We start from the raw sequence: 17,254 nt of genomic DNA, 5'->3' as shown, positions 1-17,254 counted from the left end.
CCGCGCACGATTCACCCTCCGCATTCTCGCGAAATGAGTGAATCACGGAGCTACCCCAACCGCGAGCCCCTTTTTCAACAGCCTGCTAAGGCGTAAACTCCTCTACGCTTCAAAGCTGAGATTTTCTCGGCGGTCCGTCTATCGTTGTCCACAACTCCGAAGGCTTGGACCCAGTGCAGTTCTGCGGCATCTCGAATCCCTGATACCGCATGCTCTACGTCCCTGCAGGACCGCTTCGTTATGACGGAAACCTGGGGAAAGACGAGGCTATAAAGTGGCTTGTCGAGACTGGTATCGTCGTCACCCTCGACGAAAAGCAATTTCCTTCGGCCACCCAAGATATCGCGCTTCAACTCATCTCCAATGATCGCATCTGAATGAAGCAAATCTGCGTCCCAACCGGTAACGCTCGACCCGGAATAAGTGCACCCCCGGATGAGTAGAGTTCTTGCTGTCGAGTTGTCGAGAGGAAGCGAAACGTCATGAGTGGAAATCACAAATGCGCAGTCGGGACGTTCCGCTGATAGAAGCGTCAAGAGGGGAGATATGATAGACCGATGAAGGTGGCGTTCCGGCTCGTCAATAAACAGTATGGTTCCCGCTTTCGCAGTCAGAACGTTGGCGGAAATCAAAAGTGCATTCCGTTCGCCATCCGACAACTCAGCTATGCTATAAAGTGGTCCCCCATTCTTGCTGGCCATTATCTGATCATCGGAAGTCACCGAAATATCAATTGGCATATTCGAAAATTTAAGTAGGTAGTTTATCTTCTTAAGGGGAGCCTCTTTCTGAGATAATTTCATGGCTAGGTCCAAGTCTTTGGCATCCACCGCTGCTGCAATCTCTCGTGATCGGATATTCTCGGCATCAAGAAGATCGTAAATCGTCACAGTTGATCTATGTGCTCCATAGTCATCTCTCCACCGCGCATTGTCTTGGCGATCCGAACTCAACATGCTTGATTCTGTGTCTCTTTTATTTTGAGAAGAGAGTGTGTTAGTGTTGGTGGCGAACCAAGTTTGTCGATGAGCGGAAATCCTTAGAGCTTTGGCAAAATTGTTCTTATAGAACATCTGTATCGCGCTGGATTTTCCAACACCATTTGCACCTAGAACGAACAGAACTTCGCCGACCTCAATAGTTATAGGAAGCAGGTTGCCGTCCGTTCGAGGGATCGTCAGATCAAAGCTCATAGTTGGACCTTCGGTACCAGAATCATTCTCTCAGCCGTAATAGGGCTGCGCAGGAATTGATGATAGATGCGCTCAGTATTCCCAACACAAGAATTCAAACGACCCAAACAAAAGGCCCAAGACGGGTGCAAGGGCCTAGGTAACTCAGGATAGACCTCCAAGGGGTATTAACGTAGGTATTTCAGTCGATTAGCTCCACAGTGGATTCCGACACGCTTGTCGTCTCAACTATCAGGGTTTGCGGATGCCTGACCCCAATGAGCTTGTCTGGCGACTGCGCGGCGTAGAGTTTCGCTCTGACGACCTCCTGACTGGCATGGGAGTACCTCATCAATTGGGCAAGAGTCCTGTGGCCCGATATCGAGGCGACTTCCGGGACCGTCAGGCCTAGCTCGAACAGCCTAGAAATGGCCTCGTGTCGAAGGTCATGGAAATTCAAGCCGTCGATCCCGGCCCGTGCCGTCAGTCTGTCCCATTGGAGCCTCAGAGCAATCGCCGTGATAGGAAAAGCGAGGTCCGTAGGTTTGGCATCTTCTGTCCGCAAAGCCTCCAAGATCGCAACCGCCCTTGCTGTCAACGGGATGACCCTCGAATAGCCTGACTTTGACTCAGGGATGACCAAGGAGAGGCGTCCCAAATCGACGTGGCGGAACTGGATCGATAGTATCTCGCCGCGCCTCATGGCTGTCTCTAGGGCGAACAGAATGATAGGAGCGACCAGCTTGTTCCTCCCTTTCTTCGTCGCCTCTAAGAGCCTGTCGAGTTCACCAGCCAAGAGCCTCCGCTCCCGCTTGTTATCGGTCACCTTGAGCTTCAATCCGTCGAGGGGGTTCCTGACAGGGATTTCCCATTCAACGACAGCATGGCGGAACATGTGGGAGAGGGGAGAAAGCTCACGCTTCAACGATTTGGGGGTTACCGGCTTGTCTGATCGGTGCTTGGGTTCGCTCAACCGCTGATCCCTGTAGGCAGCAAAGTCAGCCGTGGTTAGGTCGTTCAGGGTCTTCTGGCAGATCGGGTAGCGGAGGAAGCGGTTCATGAGGATCGTCTCGACTGCCGACCCTCGCTTTTTGGGGACGACTTCATCCCTGTATCGGGTAACAAGATAAGCAAGGGTCATCGCCTTCAAGGCTTTTCGGTCGGGACCTAGCTCCTGTCTGTCGTGTTGACGCTCAATCGTCCTGGCCCATTCGTTGGCATCAGCCTTTGAGAGGAATGAACGGGATTGGATGGGAAAACCTTGACGTCTGACTTGGACCTGCCATCTGCCGTTACGCTTGCGAAGAGTAGCCATTTTTAGCTCCGGTGTGACTGTGCTGTGACAGCAAGCGATCCGTCAGCTTTTGGCTAAAGAGGGGTAGAGCTATGTCTTTGATTTTACGAGGTTAATATCACTGAATGATAAGACCTCTAGGGAGTGAGCGCTTCGTTTACACCGAAGATGTCGGCGGTTCGAGCCCGTCATCGCCCACCATTCCATAGTCCATTCAAACTGTTCCCAGACACGGAACCGAGTCGTCTGGTTCGTGCTGCACTCACGGTGGCAACAGTCGAAAATCATTGCCCTCCGGCAGCAACTGCCCGCCATCGACGACAATGGTCGTGCCGGTGATGTAGCTGGCATCGTCGGAGGCGAGGAACAGGAAGGCGTTGGCGACGTCGCGTGGGCTGCCGAGGCGGCCGAGCGGAATGGAGTCCTCCATGTTCTTGATGTAAGCCGCGCCGCGATGCAGCTCGATGGCTTCGGTCAGGATGTTGCCGGGCTCGACGCCGTTGACGGTGATGCCGTAGCCGGAGAATTCCAGTGCGGCGGCGCGGATGAAGCCGTTGATGCCGGCCTTGCTGGCCGAATAGTGGCCATGGCCCGGGCTGGTGACATGCGGGCCGGTAATGGACGAGGTGTAGAGCATGCGGCCGAAGCCTTGCGCCTTCATCGGCACCAGGGCCGCGCGGCTGGCATTGAAGGTGCCGCGCAGATTGACCGCCATGACGCGGTCCCAGTCGTCGCCGCTGGTGTTTTCGATCAGCTGCCAGGGATAGATGCCGGCATTCTGCACGATGACGTCGAGGCGGCCATGGAGTTTGAGCGCCAGCGCCACGGCGGCCTCGGCGTCGCTCATTTGCGAGATGTCGGTGCGGATGAAGGGGACGCCCAACTCGCCAGCGGTGGCTTGCCCGGCCTCGACCTCGGTGTCGGCGAGCACCAGCCTCGCGCCTTCCTCGGCAAAGCGTAGCGCGATGCCCTTGCCGATGCCGCGGGCACTGCCGATGATCAGCGCTACCTTGTCTTGTAACCGATTGGTCATGCGAGCCGTCCTGTCATGCGAGTCTTTGGCGGATGGTTTGCTTGAAGGCGTCGAGCAGCACGGCCGCCAGCACCAGCAGGCCGTGGATCACCTGGGTGAAATTGGCCGGCAGGCCCATCAAATTGATCGCCGTGTTGATGGCCGAGAGCAAAAGCACGCCGGCATAGACGCCGGGCAGGGTGCCGACACCGCCCTTCAAGCTGACGCCGCCGATGACGACCGCGGCGAACGCGTTGAACAGCAGGCCGACGCCGAGATTGGCGGTGGCGCCCGACGTGCGGATCGCCAGCAGCCAGCCGGCGAGGCCGGCGATGGCGCCGGCGAGAACAAAGGCGATGATGAGATTGCGGTTGACGCGGATGCCGGCGCGGAAGGTCGCCGTCTCGTTGCCGCCGATCATCACCAGATGCCGGCCGAACGGCGTCTTGGCCATGATCAGCGAAAAGACGACGAAGCAGCCAACCGCGATCCAGGCGGTCAGCGGCAAGCCGATCAGGCGCTGGATGCCGAACCAGCGGATGGCCGGCGCCAGGTCCTGTGCCGAGCGGCCGCCCGAAATCACCAGCACGAGGCCACGCACCCAGATGTAGGACGCCAGCGTGATGATGAAGGCGCTCATCTTCACCTTGACCACCAGATAGCCGTTGAAGGCGCCGATGAGGCCACCGACGGCCAGCGCCAGCAGCAGCGAAACCGGAACCATCAGCCATTCGGGATGCAATTGCACGCCCATGCCGATGCCCGACGAGCAGAATAGGATGCCGACCGCCATGGCGCTGAGCGCTGCGACGGATTCGACCGACAAATCCATGTGGCCGGCGATGATCACCAGCGCCAGGCCGATCGACATGACGCCGAGCACGCTGGAAGCCTCGATGATGTTGGCGAAAATGCCGAGCTGAAAGTAGTTCGGGACGAAGATGGAGAAGACCACCAGCACGAACAGCAGCATGAACCAGACGAGGTTGTCGAGTACGAACTCCAGGGCTTTGCGTGTGCGCGGGTTCATGGGCTGATCCGGTTGGCGCCCCGCGAAATCAACTCGATTTCGTCGGGTTAAGGCGCGGATTCAAATTCGCCACGGCATCCTTTCGGACGCGGCGGTGTGAAGGGGCAGGCTCCGGGCCGTTACGGCCCGGAGCGCTTTCAATGACTATTCGACCGACTTGACGGTGTCCGTCGGCGGCTTCTGGTTGCCCCAGAAGGCCGGATTGTCGACGTTTTCCTTGGTGATGGCGGCACCGGGGATCTTGATGTTCGGACCCCAGGCTTCCTTGGTCACGGTCGATTTCAAGCCGAGCACGTCGTATTCACCGGGCTTGATCTCCTGCTTCTTGACGATCTTGTCCATGAACATGGCGACAGCCGCGGCCTGCGCGTAGAGCGGCTGCTCGATTTCGGCGTTGAGCCAGCCCTTGCGGATCAGGTCGAGGCCGACCGGAGCGCCGTTCGAGCTCATCAGCATGACGTCGCCCGGCTTCTTGCCGGCTGCCTCGAGCGAGGCGACGGCGGCGACCGAAAGGTGCGCGGCATGGCTGAAGATCAGGTCGATGTCGGGGTTTGCCAACATCTGGTCGGCAACGATTGTGCCGGCATTGCTGGCTTCCCATTGCATGGCCGGAAGCGAGATGATCTTGACGTCCGGAAACGCCTTCATCTTCTCCTCGAAGCCCTTCTGGATGTCGAGCGTATAGGGATCGCCGGGATCGCCGAGCACCTGCAGAACCTTGCCCTTCACCGAGCCGTTCTTGGCTTTCAGCAGCTTCTCGGCCTGGTCCGCGGCGACGTAGCCGATCTCGACCGTTCCGGCGACAGAGGTGAAGTCGGATGGCGTCGAGGTGATCTGGCGGTCGAACTCGACCACCGGGATGCCGGCGGCGCGGGCTGCCTCGATCGACGGTTTCAGTGCATTGAAGTCAACTGCCGCCAGGATGATGGCCGCCGGCTTCAGCGCGATGACATCGTTCATCTGCGATTGCTGGGCGTCGGTCTTGTTGTCGGCGTTCAGCGTCTTCATCTCGTAGCCGGTCTGCTTCAGGAACAGTTCCAGCGCGCTCACCGAGCCGGTCTGAAACTCGTCCAGCAGGGTCGGCACCATATAGTAGACGATACCCTTGGACTGGGCGAATGCCGGCGTGAGCGTGGCAAAGGCCAGTGCAAGGATACCGAAGACAGCAAGAAGTATTCGCTTCATGTCGTTCGCTCCTCTTAAGCCGGACCCCTCTTTGTCCCTCAGCCTGTCGGTCCGGCACCGGCAAGCGTCTCACCGGTGATCATGTTGATCACCGCATCGGGACTTGTTTTATTGCGTGCGACATCGCCGGCCACGACGCCTTGGCGGATCACCACGATCCGGTCGGCGACCTGAAAAGCCTGCTGCATGATATGGGTGATGATGACGACGCCGATGCCCTGGTTCGCCACCTGGCGGATCATGTCGAGGCCGCGCCGCGTCTGTTCGACCCCGAGCGCTGCGAACGGTTCGTCTAGCAGCACCAGCTTGCCGCCCCAATGCACGAACCGGTTGAGCTCGATGGCTTGCCGCTGGCCGCCCGAAAGGTGCTCGACATTGGCGCGCAGCGAGGGAATGCGGGTGCCGGCACTGGCCAGCGCCTTTCCGACGACGGCTTCCATGGCGCGCTCGTCGAGCACGGGAATGCCGAAAACCTGTCTGGTGATTTCGCGGCCCATGAAGAAATTGGCGACCACGTCGACATTGGTGCACAGCGACAGGTCCTGGTAGACGGTCTCGATGCCGGCTGCCTTGGCCTCTGCGGGCGACCGGGCAAGGAACTCCTTGCCCTCGAACAGCATTCGGCCGGAGGTCGGCTCCAGTCCGCCGGCGATAATCTTGACCAGTGTCGATTTGCCGGCGCCGTTGTCGCCCAGCAGCGCCACGACCTCGCCCTTGCCGATCGAGAAGCTGATGCCCTTGAGCGCTTCGATCGCGCCATAGTTCTTGGTGACGTTGTCGAGCACCAGCAGGGGTTCACTCATGCCGCAATCTCCCTGCCTTTGAGAAGGTCGCGCTCGCGTTCGCGTTCGGCCGCGAACATCTGCCCGAAGCGAGGTGACAGCACCCCGGAAACCGCAAGGGCGGCGGCGCCGCGCAGCACGGAATGCTGCCCGCCGCGTGCGACCACAACCCTGGGCGTCGTGCGGTCCTTGCGAGCCGAGACGGAGTTGTGCAGGCCTCCGGCCGAACCAGCCAGCATTTCGAGCAGGTCGGCGGACGCCAGCCCGCCGAGGATGACCGTCTCCGGGTCGAACAGGTTCTCGATGACGGCGACGGCGTTGTGAAAGATCGGTGCGACTTCGGCGACCCAATCCGCCTCGCTGCCGTTCCAGCGCCGGAGCGCCTCGAGCGACAAATATCTTTCGAGACAGCCGCTGTTGCCGCACGGGCAAGCCTCGCCGCCCGGAATAACGGGAATGTGCCCGATCTCGCCGGCATTTCCCCAGGCGCCGCGCAAGGCGCTGCCATCATGAACCATGACGCCGCCAAGGCCGACGCCGAAATAGAGATAGTAATATTCGGAAAACTGGGCGCCGAGGCCGTAGAGGCGCTCGCCCATGGCGGCTGCTGCCATATCGGTTTCAAAGAAGGCCGGCAATCCGGTGGAGGCCGCCAGCCGTTCGCGCAGCGCTACATCCTTCCAGCCGGTCATGGTGGTCGGCCCCACGAAACTCATGGACTCCACGTCGAATGGGCCGGGCAGGGCCATGCCGACGCCCAGCACCCGTCCGCCAGCCCGTAGTCTGGTCAATTCCACCACCATCGCCCCGATCAGCTCGAAGGCGTGGTCCGGCGTCGCATTTGGCGCCTCGCGGTAGATGCTCTCGATCACGTCGCCGCTCAGATTGATCAAGGCGGCGCTGATACCAAGCGGAGTGATGTGGATGCCGACGGCATAGCCCCCATCGGGGTTGATCCGGAGCGTCGCTGGCGGCAGGCCGCGCCCCTTCGGCTCTTCGCGCAGCGACAGGATGTAGCCCTGATCTTCCAGTTCGCGAACGATGGTCGACACCGTCTGGACGGTGAGGCCGACGCGCCGGGCGATCTCGCCGCGGGCGATCGGTCCATGCAGGCGGATGGACTCAAGCACGATGCGCCGGTTGTACGGCCGCCCGAACTCCTGATTGGTCCCCCGCAGTGCCATGATTGCGCCCCTTAGGAGAGCGCAGCTTTGCATTGCTTATTTATTCAGTCAAATGGAATTCAAAAATAAATCACGACGAAGTTTTCCAGGGAAGGCCTTCGAGGACGTATTCGGTTCAGGACCTGCTCACACGCCGCCCTGGCTGATTGCCGCCATGTCGAAACCGTTTCAAAGGTGGGCGAACCCCGCGACCGTTGATCCGACAAAGCATGGAGCAAAGATGATCGAATTGCCGTTTGCCCGCGACGAGTACCAGCAGCGGCTACGAAAAATCCGCACCGAGATGGCCAAGCGCGGTCTCGAGCTCCTTGTTGTCAACGACGTTGCCAACCAGCATTACATCACCGGCTATGATGGCTGGTCGTTCTATACGCCCCAGGTCGTGCTCGTGCCAATCGAAGAGGTCGAGCCGGTCTGGATCGGGCGCGCCATGGATGCGGCCGGCGGTCTTCTGACAGCCTGGATGAAGCCGGAAAACGTGGTTGGCTTCCCGGAAGACCATGTTCAGCGCGTCGATCGCCATCCGATGGACTGGATCGCAAACTGGATCGTCGCCAGGGGCTGGGGGAGCAGACATATCGGCATCGAACTCGAAGCCTATTATTTCTCCCCCAAGGCGCACGCCCGGCTTGTCGCCGGACTTCCCAACGCAAAATGGCACGATGCCGACCTGCTGGTGAACTGGATCCGCGCGGTCAAATCGGCGCCCGAGATCGCGTATTTGCGCAAGGCATCGACCCTGGCCGAAGCGGCCGTCACGCGGGCCTTCGAGGTGATTGCGCCGGGTGTTCGCGAATGCGATGCCATCGCCGCCATCCAGGCGGCGCAGATTGCGGGCAGCCCGGATTTTGCCGGCGACATCACCGCGCTTCCACCGACAATCCTCGGTGGCGAGAATGCCTCGGCGCCGCACATCATGTGGAGCGACAGGCGGTTCGGGGAAAACGAGACGATCGCGCTGGAACTTGCCGGCGTCTGCCGCCGCTATGCCGCCGGCCTCGCCAGGACCATGCAGCTTGGCAAGACGCCGACAAATGTTTCGGACACGGCAAAAGCGGTGATCGAGGGCATGGATGCGGTGCTCGACGCGGTCAGGCCGGGAACATCAGCCGAAGCCGTCGAAGCCGCCTGGCGCAAGGTCATCCAGCGCTACGGACTGAAGAAGGAATCGCGCATCGGCTACTCCATCGGGGTTGCCTATCCGCCGGATTGGGGCGAGCACACGATCAGCCTCAGGCCGGGCGACAAGACCGTGCTTGAACCGGGCAATGTCGTTCATTCCATCCTCGGCATGTGGATGGACGGCTGGGGCATCGAGATCAGCGAGACCATCCTGGTCACCGAAACCGGCCATGAGACCCTGACGAAGTTCCCGCGAGAGATCCATGTCAAATCCTGAGGGTTCGGCCACGGCGGGTGGTGTTGCGAAAACCGTGACGACCGATATCGCCGCCGGAATTCTCGATCGGATGATCGAGGTCCGCCGCCATCTGCACCGCAATCCCGAGCTCTCGAACCAAGAGGCCGGCACGCAGCGTTATCTCAGGCAGATGCTGGTGGATCAGGGGATTGCCGACATTCGCGACGTCGCCGGCTTTGGCCTTGCCGTCGATATTGTCGGCACCGGCAAGCCGTCAAATCGAAAGGTCGCCATTCGCGCCGACATCGATGCCTTGCCGATCGAGGAGGAGTCCGGCGTCGATTATGCATCGACGAATCCAGGCGTGATGCATGCCTGCGGCCACGACGCCCATGCATCGATGGCTTTCGCGGTCGCCGCGCATCTTCACCAGTCGCGGGACAGTTTTGGCGGCACCGTTCGCCTGATCTTCCAGCCGGCGGAGGAGGACGAACCGTCGGGCGGCAGGCGGGTGGTGGAAGAGGGGCTTCTCGACGATATCGACGCCGCCATCTGCGTCCACGTCGATCCGTACACACCGACCGGCAAGATCGCCGTCGGCTCCGGTCCCTACACTCTGGCCTGCGACACTTTCGATGTGGTCGTCATCGGCTCGGCGGCGCACGCGGCAAAACCGCATGAGGGTGTCGATGCGTTGGCCGTGGCTTGCTCCCTGGTGAGCGAATTGCAGAAGATCGTTTCGCGCGAGATCGACCCGTACGATCCGCTGGTGATTTCCGTGACGGCCATCAACGGCGGCAACGCCTACAATGTCACCGCCGGCAAGGTCACGTTGAAAGGCACCATCCGAAGCGGCAGCGACGCCACCCGCGAGCGGGCCTGGCACCGCGTTCGTACGATAGCCGATGGGGTAGCGACAAGCCACGGCGCGCGTGTCGAGGTCGACATCCACAAGGGCGAACCTGGTGTCGTCAACGATGTCGAGATGACCGAGCTGATTGCCGCCAGCGCCAAGGCCTGCATCGGTGCCGACAACGTCCTCAAAACGCCCGGATGGACGATCGCGGACGACTTTGGCTACTACAGCGAGAAACGCCCGTCGGTCTATTTTCGGCTGGGAATCCGCAACGAGGAGATCGGATCGGTGTTTCCGCTCCACCATGCCCGGTTTCGTGTCGACGAGGCCGCGCTGAAGGTCGGCGCGGCCACCCTGGTTGCGGCAGCGACGGCGTTTCTGTCGACGGGAGCGCCTTAGTCAGCCATCATGATGGTCATCGGCGCATGGGGCAGGAGCCCAGGATCGCTTACAGATACTGGGCGACCTTCTTGCCGACCGTGAGGAAGCGCAAGGGATCGATCGCTTCGCCATTGTGGCGGACTTCGTAGTGCAGATGCGGGCCGGTCGAGCGGCCGCTGCTGCCGGTCTTGCCGATGACGGCGCCGGCGTCCAGTTTCTCGCCAACGGTCACGTCGATCTCGCTGAGATGCCCGTAACGTGTCGCAAAACCATTGCCGTGGTCGACTTCCACCATGCGGCCATAGCCGCCGTTCCAGCCGGCCTTGGTGACGGTGCCGGGCGCGGTGACCTTGGCGGCCATGCCGATCGGCGCCCTGAAATCCATGCCGGAATGCAGTGCCGCGGTGCCGAGGATCGGGTCGGTGCGCACGCCGAACGGGCTGGTGACGGAGTGGCCCGGCGCGGGGTTGGTCAGCGGCAGCTGGCGCGCTTCCTTCTTGAGATGGTCGAGGGCGTCAAGCGCTTCGTCCAACTCCTTGACCTTGCTGTCGAACATCATCGAACTGTCGACCGGAATGAGCGGTCCGCCGACATCGCTGTCGCCCTTGCCGAAGTCGCTGTCGACGGGCAGTCCGGCCGCCTCGAGCGCCTGGGTGATGGCATCGGCGCTCTTGTAGGCATTGTCGGCAAGCGTGCTGATGCGGGTCAGTTGATCGCTCTCGATGGATCTCAGCGATTGGTTGATCGAAACGAAGAGCTTGTCGGCACGATCGGCGGCTGAAGCGCTAGGCAGCGGATCGGAGCGGGTCGACCACAGCGAGAACGGCCTTGTGTCGCCGGCGCCGGGATCGGCGCTCAGGCTGGCGACCGCATAATTCGTCGCGGGCTCCTTGATGCTGCCGGTCACTTCGGCGCGTTTGTCCGGCTTCGCAACCGCTGCCGGATATTCGGCCGGCGCTGCGCCGACTTCGCTCTCGGCGCGTTCGAGCAGCGGGCCAAGGCGGCCGTGACGCTGGCTCAGCTGGCTCTGCCGTTCAAGCAGTTCGCTGACCTTGGTTTCCATCAGCTGCTGGTCGAGTAACTGCCGGCTGGTGATGCGGTCGACCTGGGCGCGAAGCGCCGAAATTCGATCTTCATAGGCTTGTTGCATGCGCGCTTGGCGCGCAGTGGTGGCGCCGATCAAATCGTCGCGCAGGACGAGATAGGAGGTGGCCATGAGGTAACCTATGGCAATGGCGGCCAGCGCCGAGCCGATAAAGGCCGCCAGCCACGGCCGGATTGTGAAATGCCTGATCTCGTTGCCCCGGGCGATGATGACCGTATGGGGCTCCTTACGCCTGCCGAAGACTGCGGACTGACCGGTTACGTTCACGGGACCAAGCTTTCGTTTACGACACCACGACAGCTTGACTACACATTATTAAGGTTAACAAAGGCTTGCAGCGCCGACTTGTCCGCAGCGGTTGCCCGCCGGGCGTGCGTAAGGTTGTAAGGGAAACCGGGCCGGCCTCGCCGGCAAAATCTCAAAGCGCACGAACGGCCTCGAGCACCTCTTCCGCATGGCCCTTGACGCGGACCTTGCGCCAAATCCTGGCGATCCGCCCGTCGCGGCCGATCAGGAACGTCGCGCGCTCGACTCCCATATACTTGCGGCCATACATCGATTTCTCGACCCACAGATGGTAGGCCTCGATCACCTTGCGCTCCTCGTCGGCGGCGAGGTCGATGGTCAGATTGTACTTCGACTTGAACTTGTCGTGCTTCTTGACGGGGTCGGGCGACAGGCCGATCACCGCGGCGCCGGCCTTCTCGAACTCCGGCTTCAGCTGCGAGAAGCTGATCGCCTCCTGCGTGCAGCTTGTTGTGTCGTCCTGCGGATAGAAATAGAGCACGATGGGCTTGCCGGACGATGCGGCAAGGCTGACTGATCCGCCGCCGTCCCGCGGCAGGTCGAATTGCGGCGCGAGATCGCCTACGTCGAGGTCAGCCATACCGATGCCCTTGTTTGAGGTTACGCGCGAAGCCACACCGATATAGTGTCGGACGGGGATTCGTCCACGATCGAGTTCGTACAACGGAAAATTGCGTGGATCAGGAGCGACCGCAGCACGAGAAGATCCGGTTCAGGCGTGATGAGATCACCGACCTGGGGACCTTTCCGTCCGCCTGCCGTGTGCCGCCGCTCGGTCAGGCGTCGATCGGACGCGGTTTTCGCATCCTGTCGCGACTGTTCGCCGGTCTGGTCGCTTTCGTGCTGCTGGCCGCCATGCTCGTTTATCTGGTTGGCGCCTCCGGCATCGGAGCCGACCGGCTTCGCACCGAGGCGGAAACGGCGCTCGAGAAACTGGCGGGCGTCGATGTCAATGTCGCGGTCGGGCCTGCCCGCATCACGCTCGACGGTTCGAGTTTCATCGCGCTCCAGGTCAGCGACGTCAGCTTGAAGACATCGGACGGCAAGCCGATGGCCGATGCCGGCCGCGTGCGCTTCGGCGTGCGTCTGTTCCCGCTGCTGTGGGGAGATGTGCGGCTGACCAGCGCCAGGATCTCGGATGCCCGCATCGTCGTGGCTGCGATGCCGTCCGGCGGCGACTGGACCGCCGGCCTGCGCAATGCGGACGGCCTCATCGATCCGGAGAAGCTGTCCGCTGCGGTGTTCGGAAACATCAACCACGCACTCGATGCCGTGCGGGAGGATTCGCTGCGCCGGATCGACCTTCGCAATGTCGAATTCGTGCTGCCCGAAACCGGAGCGATCAAGCTCGTCAAGCTCACCGACGCCACCGTCGTGCAGTCAGGCCCGGGCGGCATGCAGTTCTCGTCCACGGCGGACATCGACGGCAGGACGGCTACCGTTGCCGCTTCCGCCTCCCGCGATATCGCGGCGCACCGCGTCACGGCACTGGATGCGAGCGTCGATCTGGCCGATACCGGCGACATGGCGGCCGCTGCCGGCAAGCTGGGAACCGTCGCGCTGAAGCTGACGGGATCGGAAGGGTTCGGCGCGAACGCATCGCGGCTGACGGCCGCTTTGTCGTCGACGGGTTCTGTCCTTGATCTCGGCACGCGAGGACTGCTGCCGGCGGACGTCGATATCAATGCGACGCTGGTTGCGGGCAGCAACAAGATCCAGGTCGACAGATTGCTGCTGAAGACCGGCCGCTCGACATTCGATTTCGCCGGGTCGATCGGGCCGAAGCCGGCAAGCGGAGCGGTGGGTGAAGAACCCTCCTATCGCTACGACCTGACCAGCGACGGGTCGTCGCTTGCGCCTTCGGAGTCGCCCGAGCCGGCGCTCACCTTCCTCGCCCGGATTGCCGGGGTCTACAATACGGTGAGCCACAAACTGGTCGCCGAGCAGATCGCGCTCCGGTCCGCCGGCTCCGGCGAGATGCTTGGCACCGCCGCCGTGGCGTTCGTCGACGGCAAAGTGCCGGGGATCAATCTGGCGTTCAACATCCACGACATGCAGGTCTCTCACGTCAAGCAGCTATGGCCGTGGTTTTCGGCGCGCAATGCCCGGCTGTGGGTGCTGGCCAATCTGTTCGGCGGCCGTGTTGTCGACGCCAACCTTCAGTTCCAGGTTGTGCCGGGCCGGCTTGGCAACGGCGTGCCGCTTTCGGCCGATGAGGTGTTCGGCCGCTTCCAGATCGAGGGATCGCGCTTCGACACCGCCGGCCGCATCCCGCCGATACGCGACGCGGTCGGTGTCGTCGGTTTCCACGGCAACGATGTCGATATCTCCCTGTCCTCGGGCACCGTCTACATGCCCAGCGGCCGCACCGTGGCGGCCAGCAACGGCACGCTGACGGTCAAGGCGGCCAACCGCCCGCCGGTCGTCGGCGCGCTCGATATCGACGTCGACGGCGAAGCGTCGGCCGTCGCCGAACTCGCATCCTACGAGCCGATCAACGCCATGCGCCATGTCGGCATTCTGCCGGAAGACCTGTCGGGCAGCGTCACCGGCCACGTCAAGGCTGATATTCCGCTGCAGTCGGGCGTCGACAGTTCGAAGCTCGATTGGCTGGTGTCGCTCGACTACACCGGTATGTCCTTGGCCAAGCCCTTCGAGGGCCAGATCGTGACGGATGCCGACGGTTCGATCACGGTCGATCCGGAGAAGGCGGTGATCTCCGCCAAGGCATTGCTGAACGGCATTCCGGCCGAACTCGATCTGGTAGAGCCGCTCGCGGATGACGGGCCGGCGCGCAGCCGCAAGGTGGCTCTGGTGCTTGACGACAAGATCCGCGCCGCCGCCATGCCCGGCCTGAAGCCGCTGCTTGCCGGAACGGTAAAGGTGGCGATCGACAAGAACGGCAGCGGCGACCAGAACGTCTCGGCCGACCTGACCAACGCCAGGCTGGACATTCCCTGGGCGGGCTGGAGCAAGGGGGCAGGGGTCCCCGCCAAGGTCACCTTCGTCATGACCAGGTCCGGCGAGACCATGACGCTGTCCGATTTCGACCTCGACGGAAAGACGTTCTCCGTCGACGGCAGCATCGTGCTGGTCAATGGCGCCTTGTCGTCGGCGCGGTTCAGCAAGGTCACCTTGAACAGGGGCGACGACGTTGCCGTGTCGGTGAAGCGGTCCGGCAAGGGCTATGCGGTCGACATATCGGGCAACGCGCTCGATGCCCGCTCGCTCATCAAGCAGTTCACTTCGGACGTCGACACGGCTACCAAGACCACCGGTTCCGATGCCATTTCCGTCAGCGCCGATGTCGACCGGCTGACCGGTTTCCACGACGAGCAATTGTCCAATCTGAAGCTCGACTACAGCGCGGCCGGCTCGCGGGTGAACGGGCTGAAGGTCAGCGCCACGGCCAGTTCAGGTGCGGCCATATCAATCAGCAACACCACCGGCGCCGGCCGGCGCACGCTCAACATGCAGTCCGCCGACGCCGGCGCCATTCTGAGATTCCTCAACATCTACGAGCATATGGAAGGCGGCGCGATCACGCTCGCACTGGCCGGGCCGAGCGACGGATCGCTCAAGGGCAAGGTCGACACCAGCAACTTTTTCGTCGTCAACGAACCGAAACTCGCCTCCATCGTCTCGACCACGCCGGCCGGCGACAACCGCAGCCTCAATCAGGCGGTCAAGGGCAAGCTGGACACATCGCGGGTGAAGTTCGAACGCGGCTACGCCGAGATCGACAAGGGCAGCGGCTATCTGAAACTGGCCAATGGCGTGCTGCGCGGACCGCGCATCGGGACGACGTTCCAGGGCACGCTCTACGACCAGAACAACAACATGGACATGACCGGCACGTTCATGCCGGTCTATGGCCTCAATCGCATCTTCGGCGAACTGCCCATCGTTGGCGCGCTGCTCGGCAATGGTCGCGACCGTGGCCTGATCGGTGTCACTTACCGGCTCAAGGGCAATGCCAACAAGCCGCTGCTGGACATCAATCCGCTGTCGGTGATCGCGCCTGGAATATTCAGGTCGATCTTCGAGTACCGGTGATCGAGTTCAGACTGGCCGCACCAGAATGTGTTTTTTCTTTCCCAAAGACAGCTTTGCGATGTTTTCCGGACTCAAATCCTTTGATGTCACCAGGCGGCGCTCGTCGCTCACCGGCTCGTCGTTCAGGCGCACGGCACCGCCCTGCACATGCCGCCGCGCTTCGCCGTTCGATGCCGCCAGTCCGGCAGTGACCAGCAGCGACAGGATACCGACGCCGGTTTCAAGCGCCGTTTTGTCGACCTCGACGGTCGGTAGCGACTCCGCGAGCGCGCCTTCCTCGAACGTCTTGCGCGCCGTATCGCTGGCTTGCTCGGCGGCTGCACGGCCGTGCAGCAGGGCGGTGATCTCGGTGGCGAGGATCTTCTTGGCCTCATTGATCTCGGATCCGCCGAGCTGTTCGAGCCGCGCCACCTCGTCCAGCGGCAGCGTCGTGTAGAGCTTCAGGAAGCGGGCGACGTCGGCATCCTCGGTGTTGCGCCAATACTGCCAGAATTCGTAGGGGCTCAGCATCTCCGCATCGAGCCAGACCGCGCCCGAAGCCGACTTGCCCATCTTGGCGCCCGACGAGGTGGTGAGCAGCGGCGTCGTCAGCGCATAGAGCTGCGCATCCTCCATGCGGCGGCCGAGATCGATGCCGTTGATGATATTGCCCCACTGGTCGGAGCCGCCCATCTGCAGGCGGCAGCCGAGACGCTTGTAGAGCTCGACGAAATCATAGGCCTGCAGGATCATGTAGTTGAATTCGAGGAACGACAGCGACTGCTCGCGATCGAGCCGCAACTTGACGGAATCGAACGCCAGCATGCGGTTGACGGAAAAGTGACGGCCGACATCGCGGAGGAAATTGACGTAGTTGATCTCCATCAGCCAGTCGGCGTTGTTGACCATGATGGCGTCGTTCGGACCGCTGCCGAATTTGAGGTAGGGCATGAAGTTGCGGCGGATGCCGGCTAGATTGTCTTCGATGTCCTGCGGGGTCAAAAGCTTGCGCGCCTCGTCCTTGAAGGACGGGTCGCCGATCATCGAGGTGCCGCCGCCCATCAACGCGATCGGCCGATGACCCGTCTGCTGCAGCCAGTGCAGCATCATGATCTGGATCAGCGAGCCGGCGTGCAGGCTCTTGGCGGTGGCGTCGAAGCCGATATAGGCCGTCACCGTCTCCTTGGCGAAGATATTGTCGAGGCCGGCATCATCCGAAGTCTGGTGGATGAAACCGCGCTCGCTCATCGTGCGCAGGAAATCGGATTTGAAGGCGGACATTGTTTCTTTCCCGAAAGCGCCCGGCCGCTGTGGCTCGGATGTGCATGAACGCGGGCGTTTAGCATCCAAGTGCGATCAGCAAAAGTGGTTTCCGGTTTTGCGTCTGATCGCGCGCCAGACAAAGGTCCAGCGATCAGCAAAAGCGGTTTCCTGTTTTGGTGCCCGCGCGGATGGCGTTTGCGAATCCTTGCTTCGTCGTTTGGGCTGGCGTATTGAGGCGCCGCGCAGGGGCAGGGCCTGAGGCGCCGCGACGGGGCCATCCCGCAGATCA

The 17,254-nt window shown here is 61.7% G+C and carries 13 protein-coding genes; 3 read left to right on the top strand and 10 right to left on the bottom strand.

The features are described from left to right. Positions 1 to 74: 74 nt before the first annotated feature. The 7 genes from NKJ00_RS15640 to NKJ00_RS15610 all read right to left on the bottom strand — a co-directional run bounded on the left by NKJ00_RS15640 (position 75) and on the right by NKJ00_RS15610 (position 7,659). On the bottom strand, positions 75 to 1,193 hold the full coding sequence (locus NKJ00_RS15640; protein WP_352630296.1) for an AAA family ATPase: 1,119 nt from the start codon (positions 1,191 to 1,193) through the stop codon (positions 75 to 77). A 181-nt stretch (positions 1,194 to 1,374) separates the two neighbouring features. After that, positions 1,375 to 2,487 carry a tyrosine-type recombinase/integrase gene (locus NKJ00_RS15635; RefSeq protein WP_352630294.1) on the bottom strand — a complete coding sequence of 371 codons (1,113 nt, stop codon included), beginning with the start codon at positions 2,485 to 2,487 and terminating at the stop codon, positions 1,375 to 1,377. A 241-nt stretch (positions 2,488 to 2,728) separates the two neighbouring features. After that, positions 2,729 to 3,499 carry an SDR family oxidoreductase gene (locus NKJ00_RS15630; protein ID WP_128305440.1) on the bottom strand — a complete coding sequence of 257 codons (771 nt, stop codon included), beginning with the start codon at positions 3,497 to 3,499 and terminating at the stop codon, positions 2,729 to 2,731. Positions 3,500 to 3,512: 13 nt separating this feature from the next. Beyond that, positions 3,513 to 4,508, bottom strand: a complete 996-nt coding sequence (locus tag NKJ00_RS15625; protein ID WP_128305439.1) for an ABC transporter permease — start codon at positions 4,506 to 4,508, stop codon at positions 3,513 to 3,515. A gap of 144 nt (positions 4,509 to 4,652) precedes the next feature. After that, positions 4,653 to 5,693, bottom strand: coding sequence for a sugar ABC transporter substrate-binding protein (locus tag NKJ00_RS15620; RefSeq protein WP_013532176.1), 1,041 nt, complete (start codon positions 5,691 to 5,693; stop codon positions 4,653 to 4,655). Between the two features lie 38 nt (positions 5,694 to 5,731). Beyond that, the gene (locus NKJ00_RS15615; RefSeq protein WP_128305438.1) at positions 5,732 to 6,496 is read right to left on the bottom strand and encodes an ATP-binding cassette domain-containing protein; all 765 of its coding nucleotides are present in this window, start codon (positions 6,494 to 6,496) and stop codon (positions 5,732 to 5,734) included. After that, on the bottom strand, positions 6,493 to 7,659 hold the full coding sequence (locus NKJ00_RS15610) for an ROK family transcriptional regulator (RefSeq protein WP_128305437.1): 1,167 nt from the start codon (positions 7,657 to 7,659) through the stop codon (positions 6,493 to 6,495). The genes NKJ00_RS15615 and NKJ00_RS15610 overlap by 4 nt, the downstream gene beginning before the upstream one ends. Before the next feature lie 220 nt (positions 7,660 to 7,879). Here NKJ00_RS15610 and NKJ00_RS15605 point away from each other — a divergent pair, with 220 nt between their 5' ends. Next, a complete protein-coding gene (locus NKJ00_RS15605; RefSeq protein ID WP_128305436.1) occupies positions 7,880 to 9,058 on the top strand; it encodes a M24 family metallopeptidase in 1,179 nt (392 codons plus the stop codon). Beyond that, positions 9,045 to 10,274, top strand: coding sequence for a M20 metallopeptidase family protein (locus NKJ00_RS15600; protein ID WP_352610545.1), 1,230 nt, complete (start codon positions 9,045 to 9,047; stop codon positions 10,272 to 10,274). The genes NKJ00_RS15605 and NKJ00_RS15600 overlap by 14 nt, the downstream gene beginning before the upstream one ends. A gap of 49 nt (positions 10,275 to 10,323) precedes the next feature. On the opposite strand, the gene NKJ00_RS15595 is transcribed toward NKJ00_RS15600, so the two are convergent. Together NKJ00_RS15595 and NKJ00_RS15590 are read right to left on the bottom strand one after the other, a co-directional pair. Continuing rightward, complete coding sequence (locus NKJ00_RS15595; RefSeq protein ID WP_128305434.1) at positions 10,324 to 11,628, bottom strand: M23 family metallopeptidase; 1,305 nt, start codon at positions 11,626 to 11,628, stop codon at positions 10,324 to 10,326. Positions 11,629 to 11,779: 151 nt separating this feature from the next. After that, on the bottom strand, positions 11,780 to 12,247 hold the full coding sequence (locus NKJ00_RS15590; RefSeq protein WP_128305433.1) for a peroxiredoxin: 468 nt from the start codon (positions 12,245 to 12,247) through the stop codon (positions 11,780 to 11,782). Positions 12,248 to 12,342: 95 nt separating this feature from the next. Here NKJ00_RS15590 and NKJ00_RS15585 point away from each other — a divergent pair, with 95 nt between their 5' ends. Beyond that, positions 12,343 to 15,723, top strand: coding sequence for a hypothetical protein (locus NKJ00_RS15585; protein WP_352610546.1), 3,381 nt, complete (start codon positions 12,343 to 12,345; stop codon positions 15,721 to 15,723). Positions 15,724 to 15,729: 6 nt separating this feature from the next. Here NKJ00_RS15585 and tyrS read toward each other — a convergent pair whose 3' ends face one another. Then, positions 15,730 to 16,983, bottom strand: a complete 1,254-nt coding sequence (tyrS, locus tag NKJ00_RS15580; protein ID WP_352610547.1) for a tyrosine--tRNA ligase — start codon at positions 16,981 to 16,983, stop codon at positions 15,730 to 15,732. Positions 16,984 to 17,254 lie beyond the last annotated feature (271 nt).

It is taken from the genome of Mesorhizobium sp. M0227 (assembly GCF_040321855.1).
GTDB lineage: Bacteria > Pseudomonadota > Alphaproteobacteria > Rhizobiales > Rhizobiaceae > Mesorhizobium.
Note: the sequence above shows the minus strand (reverse complement) of the source record. Positions and strands in the feature narration are given on the sequence as shown.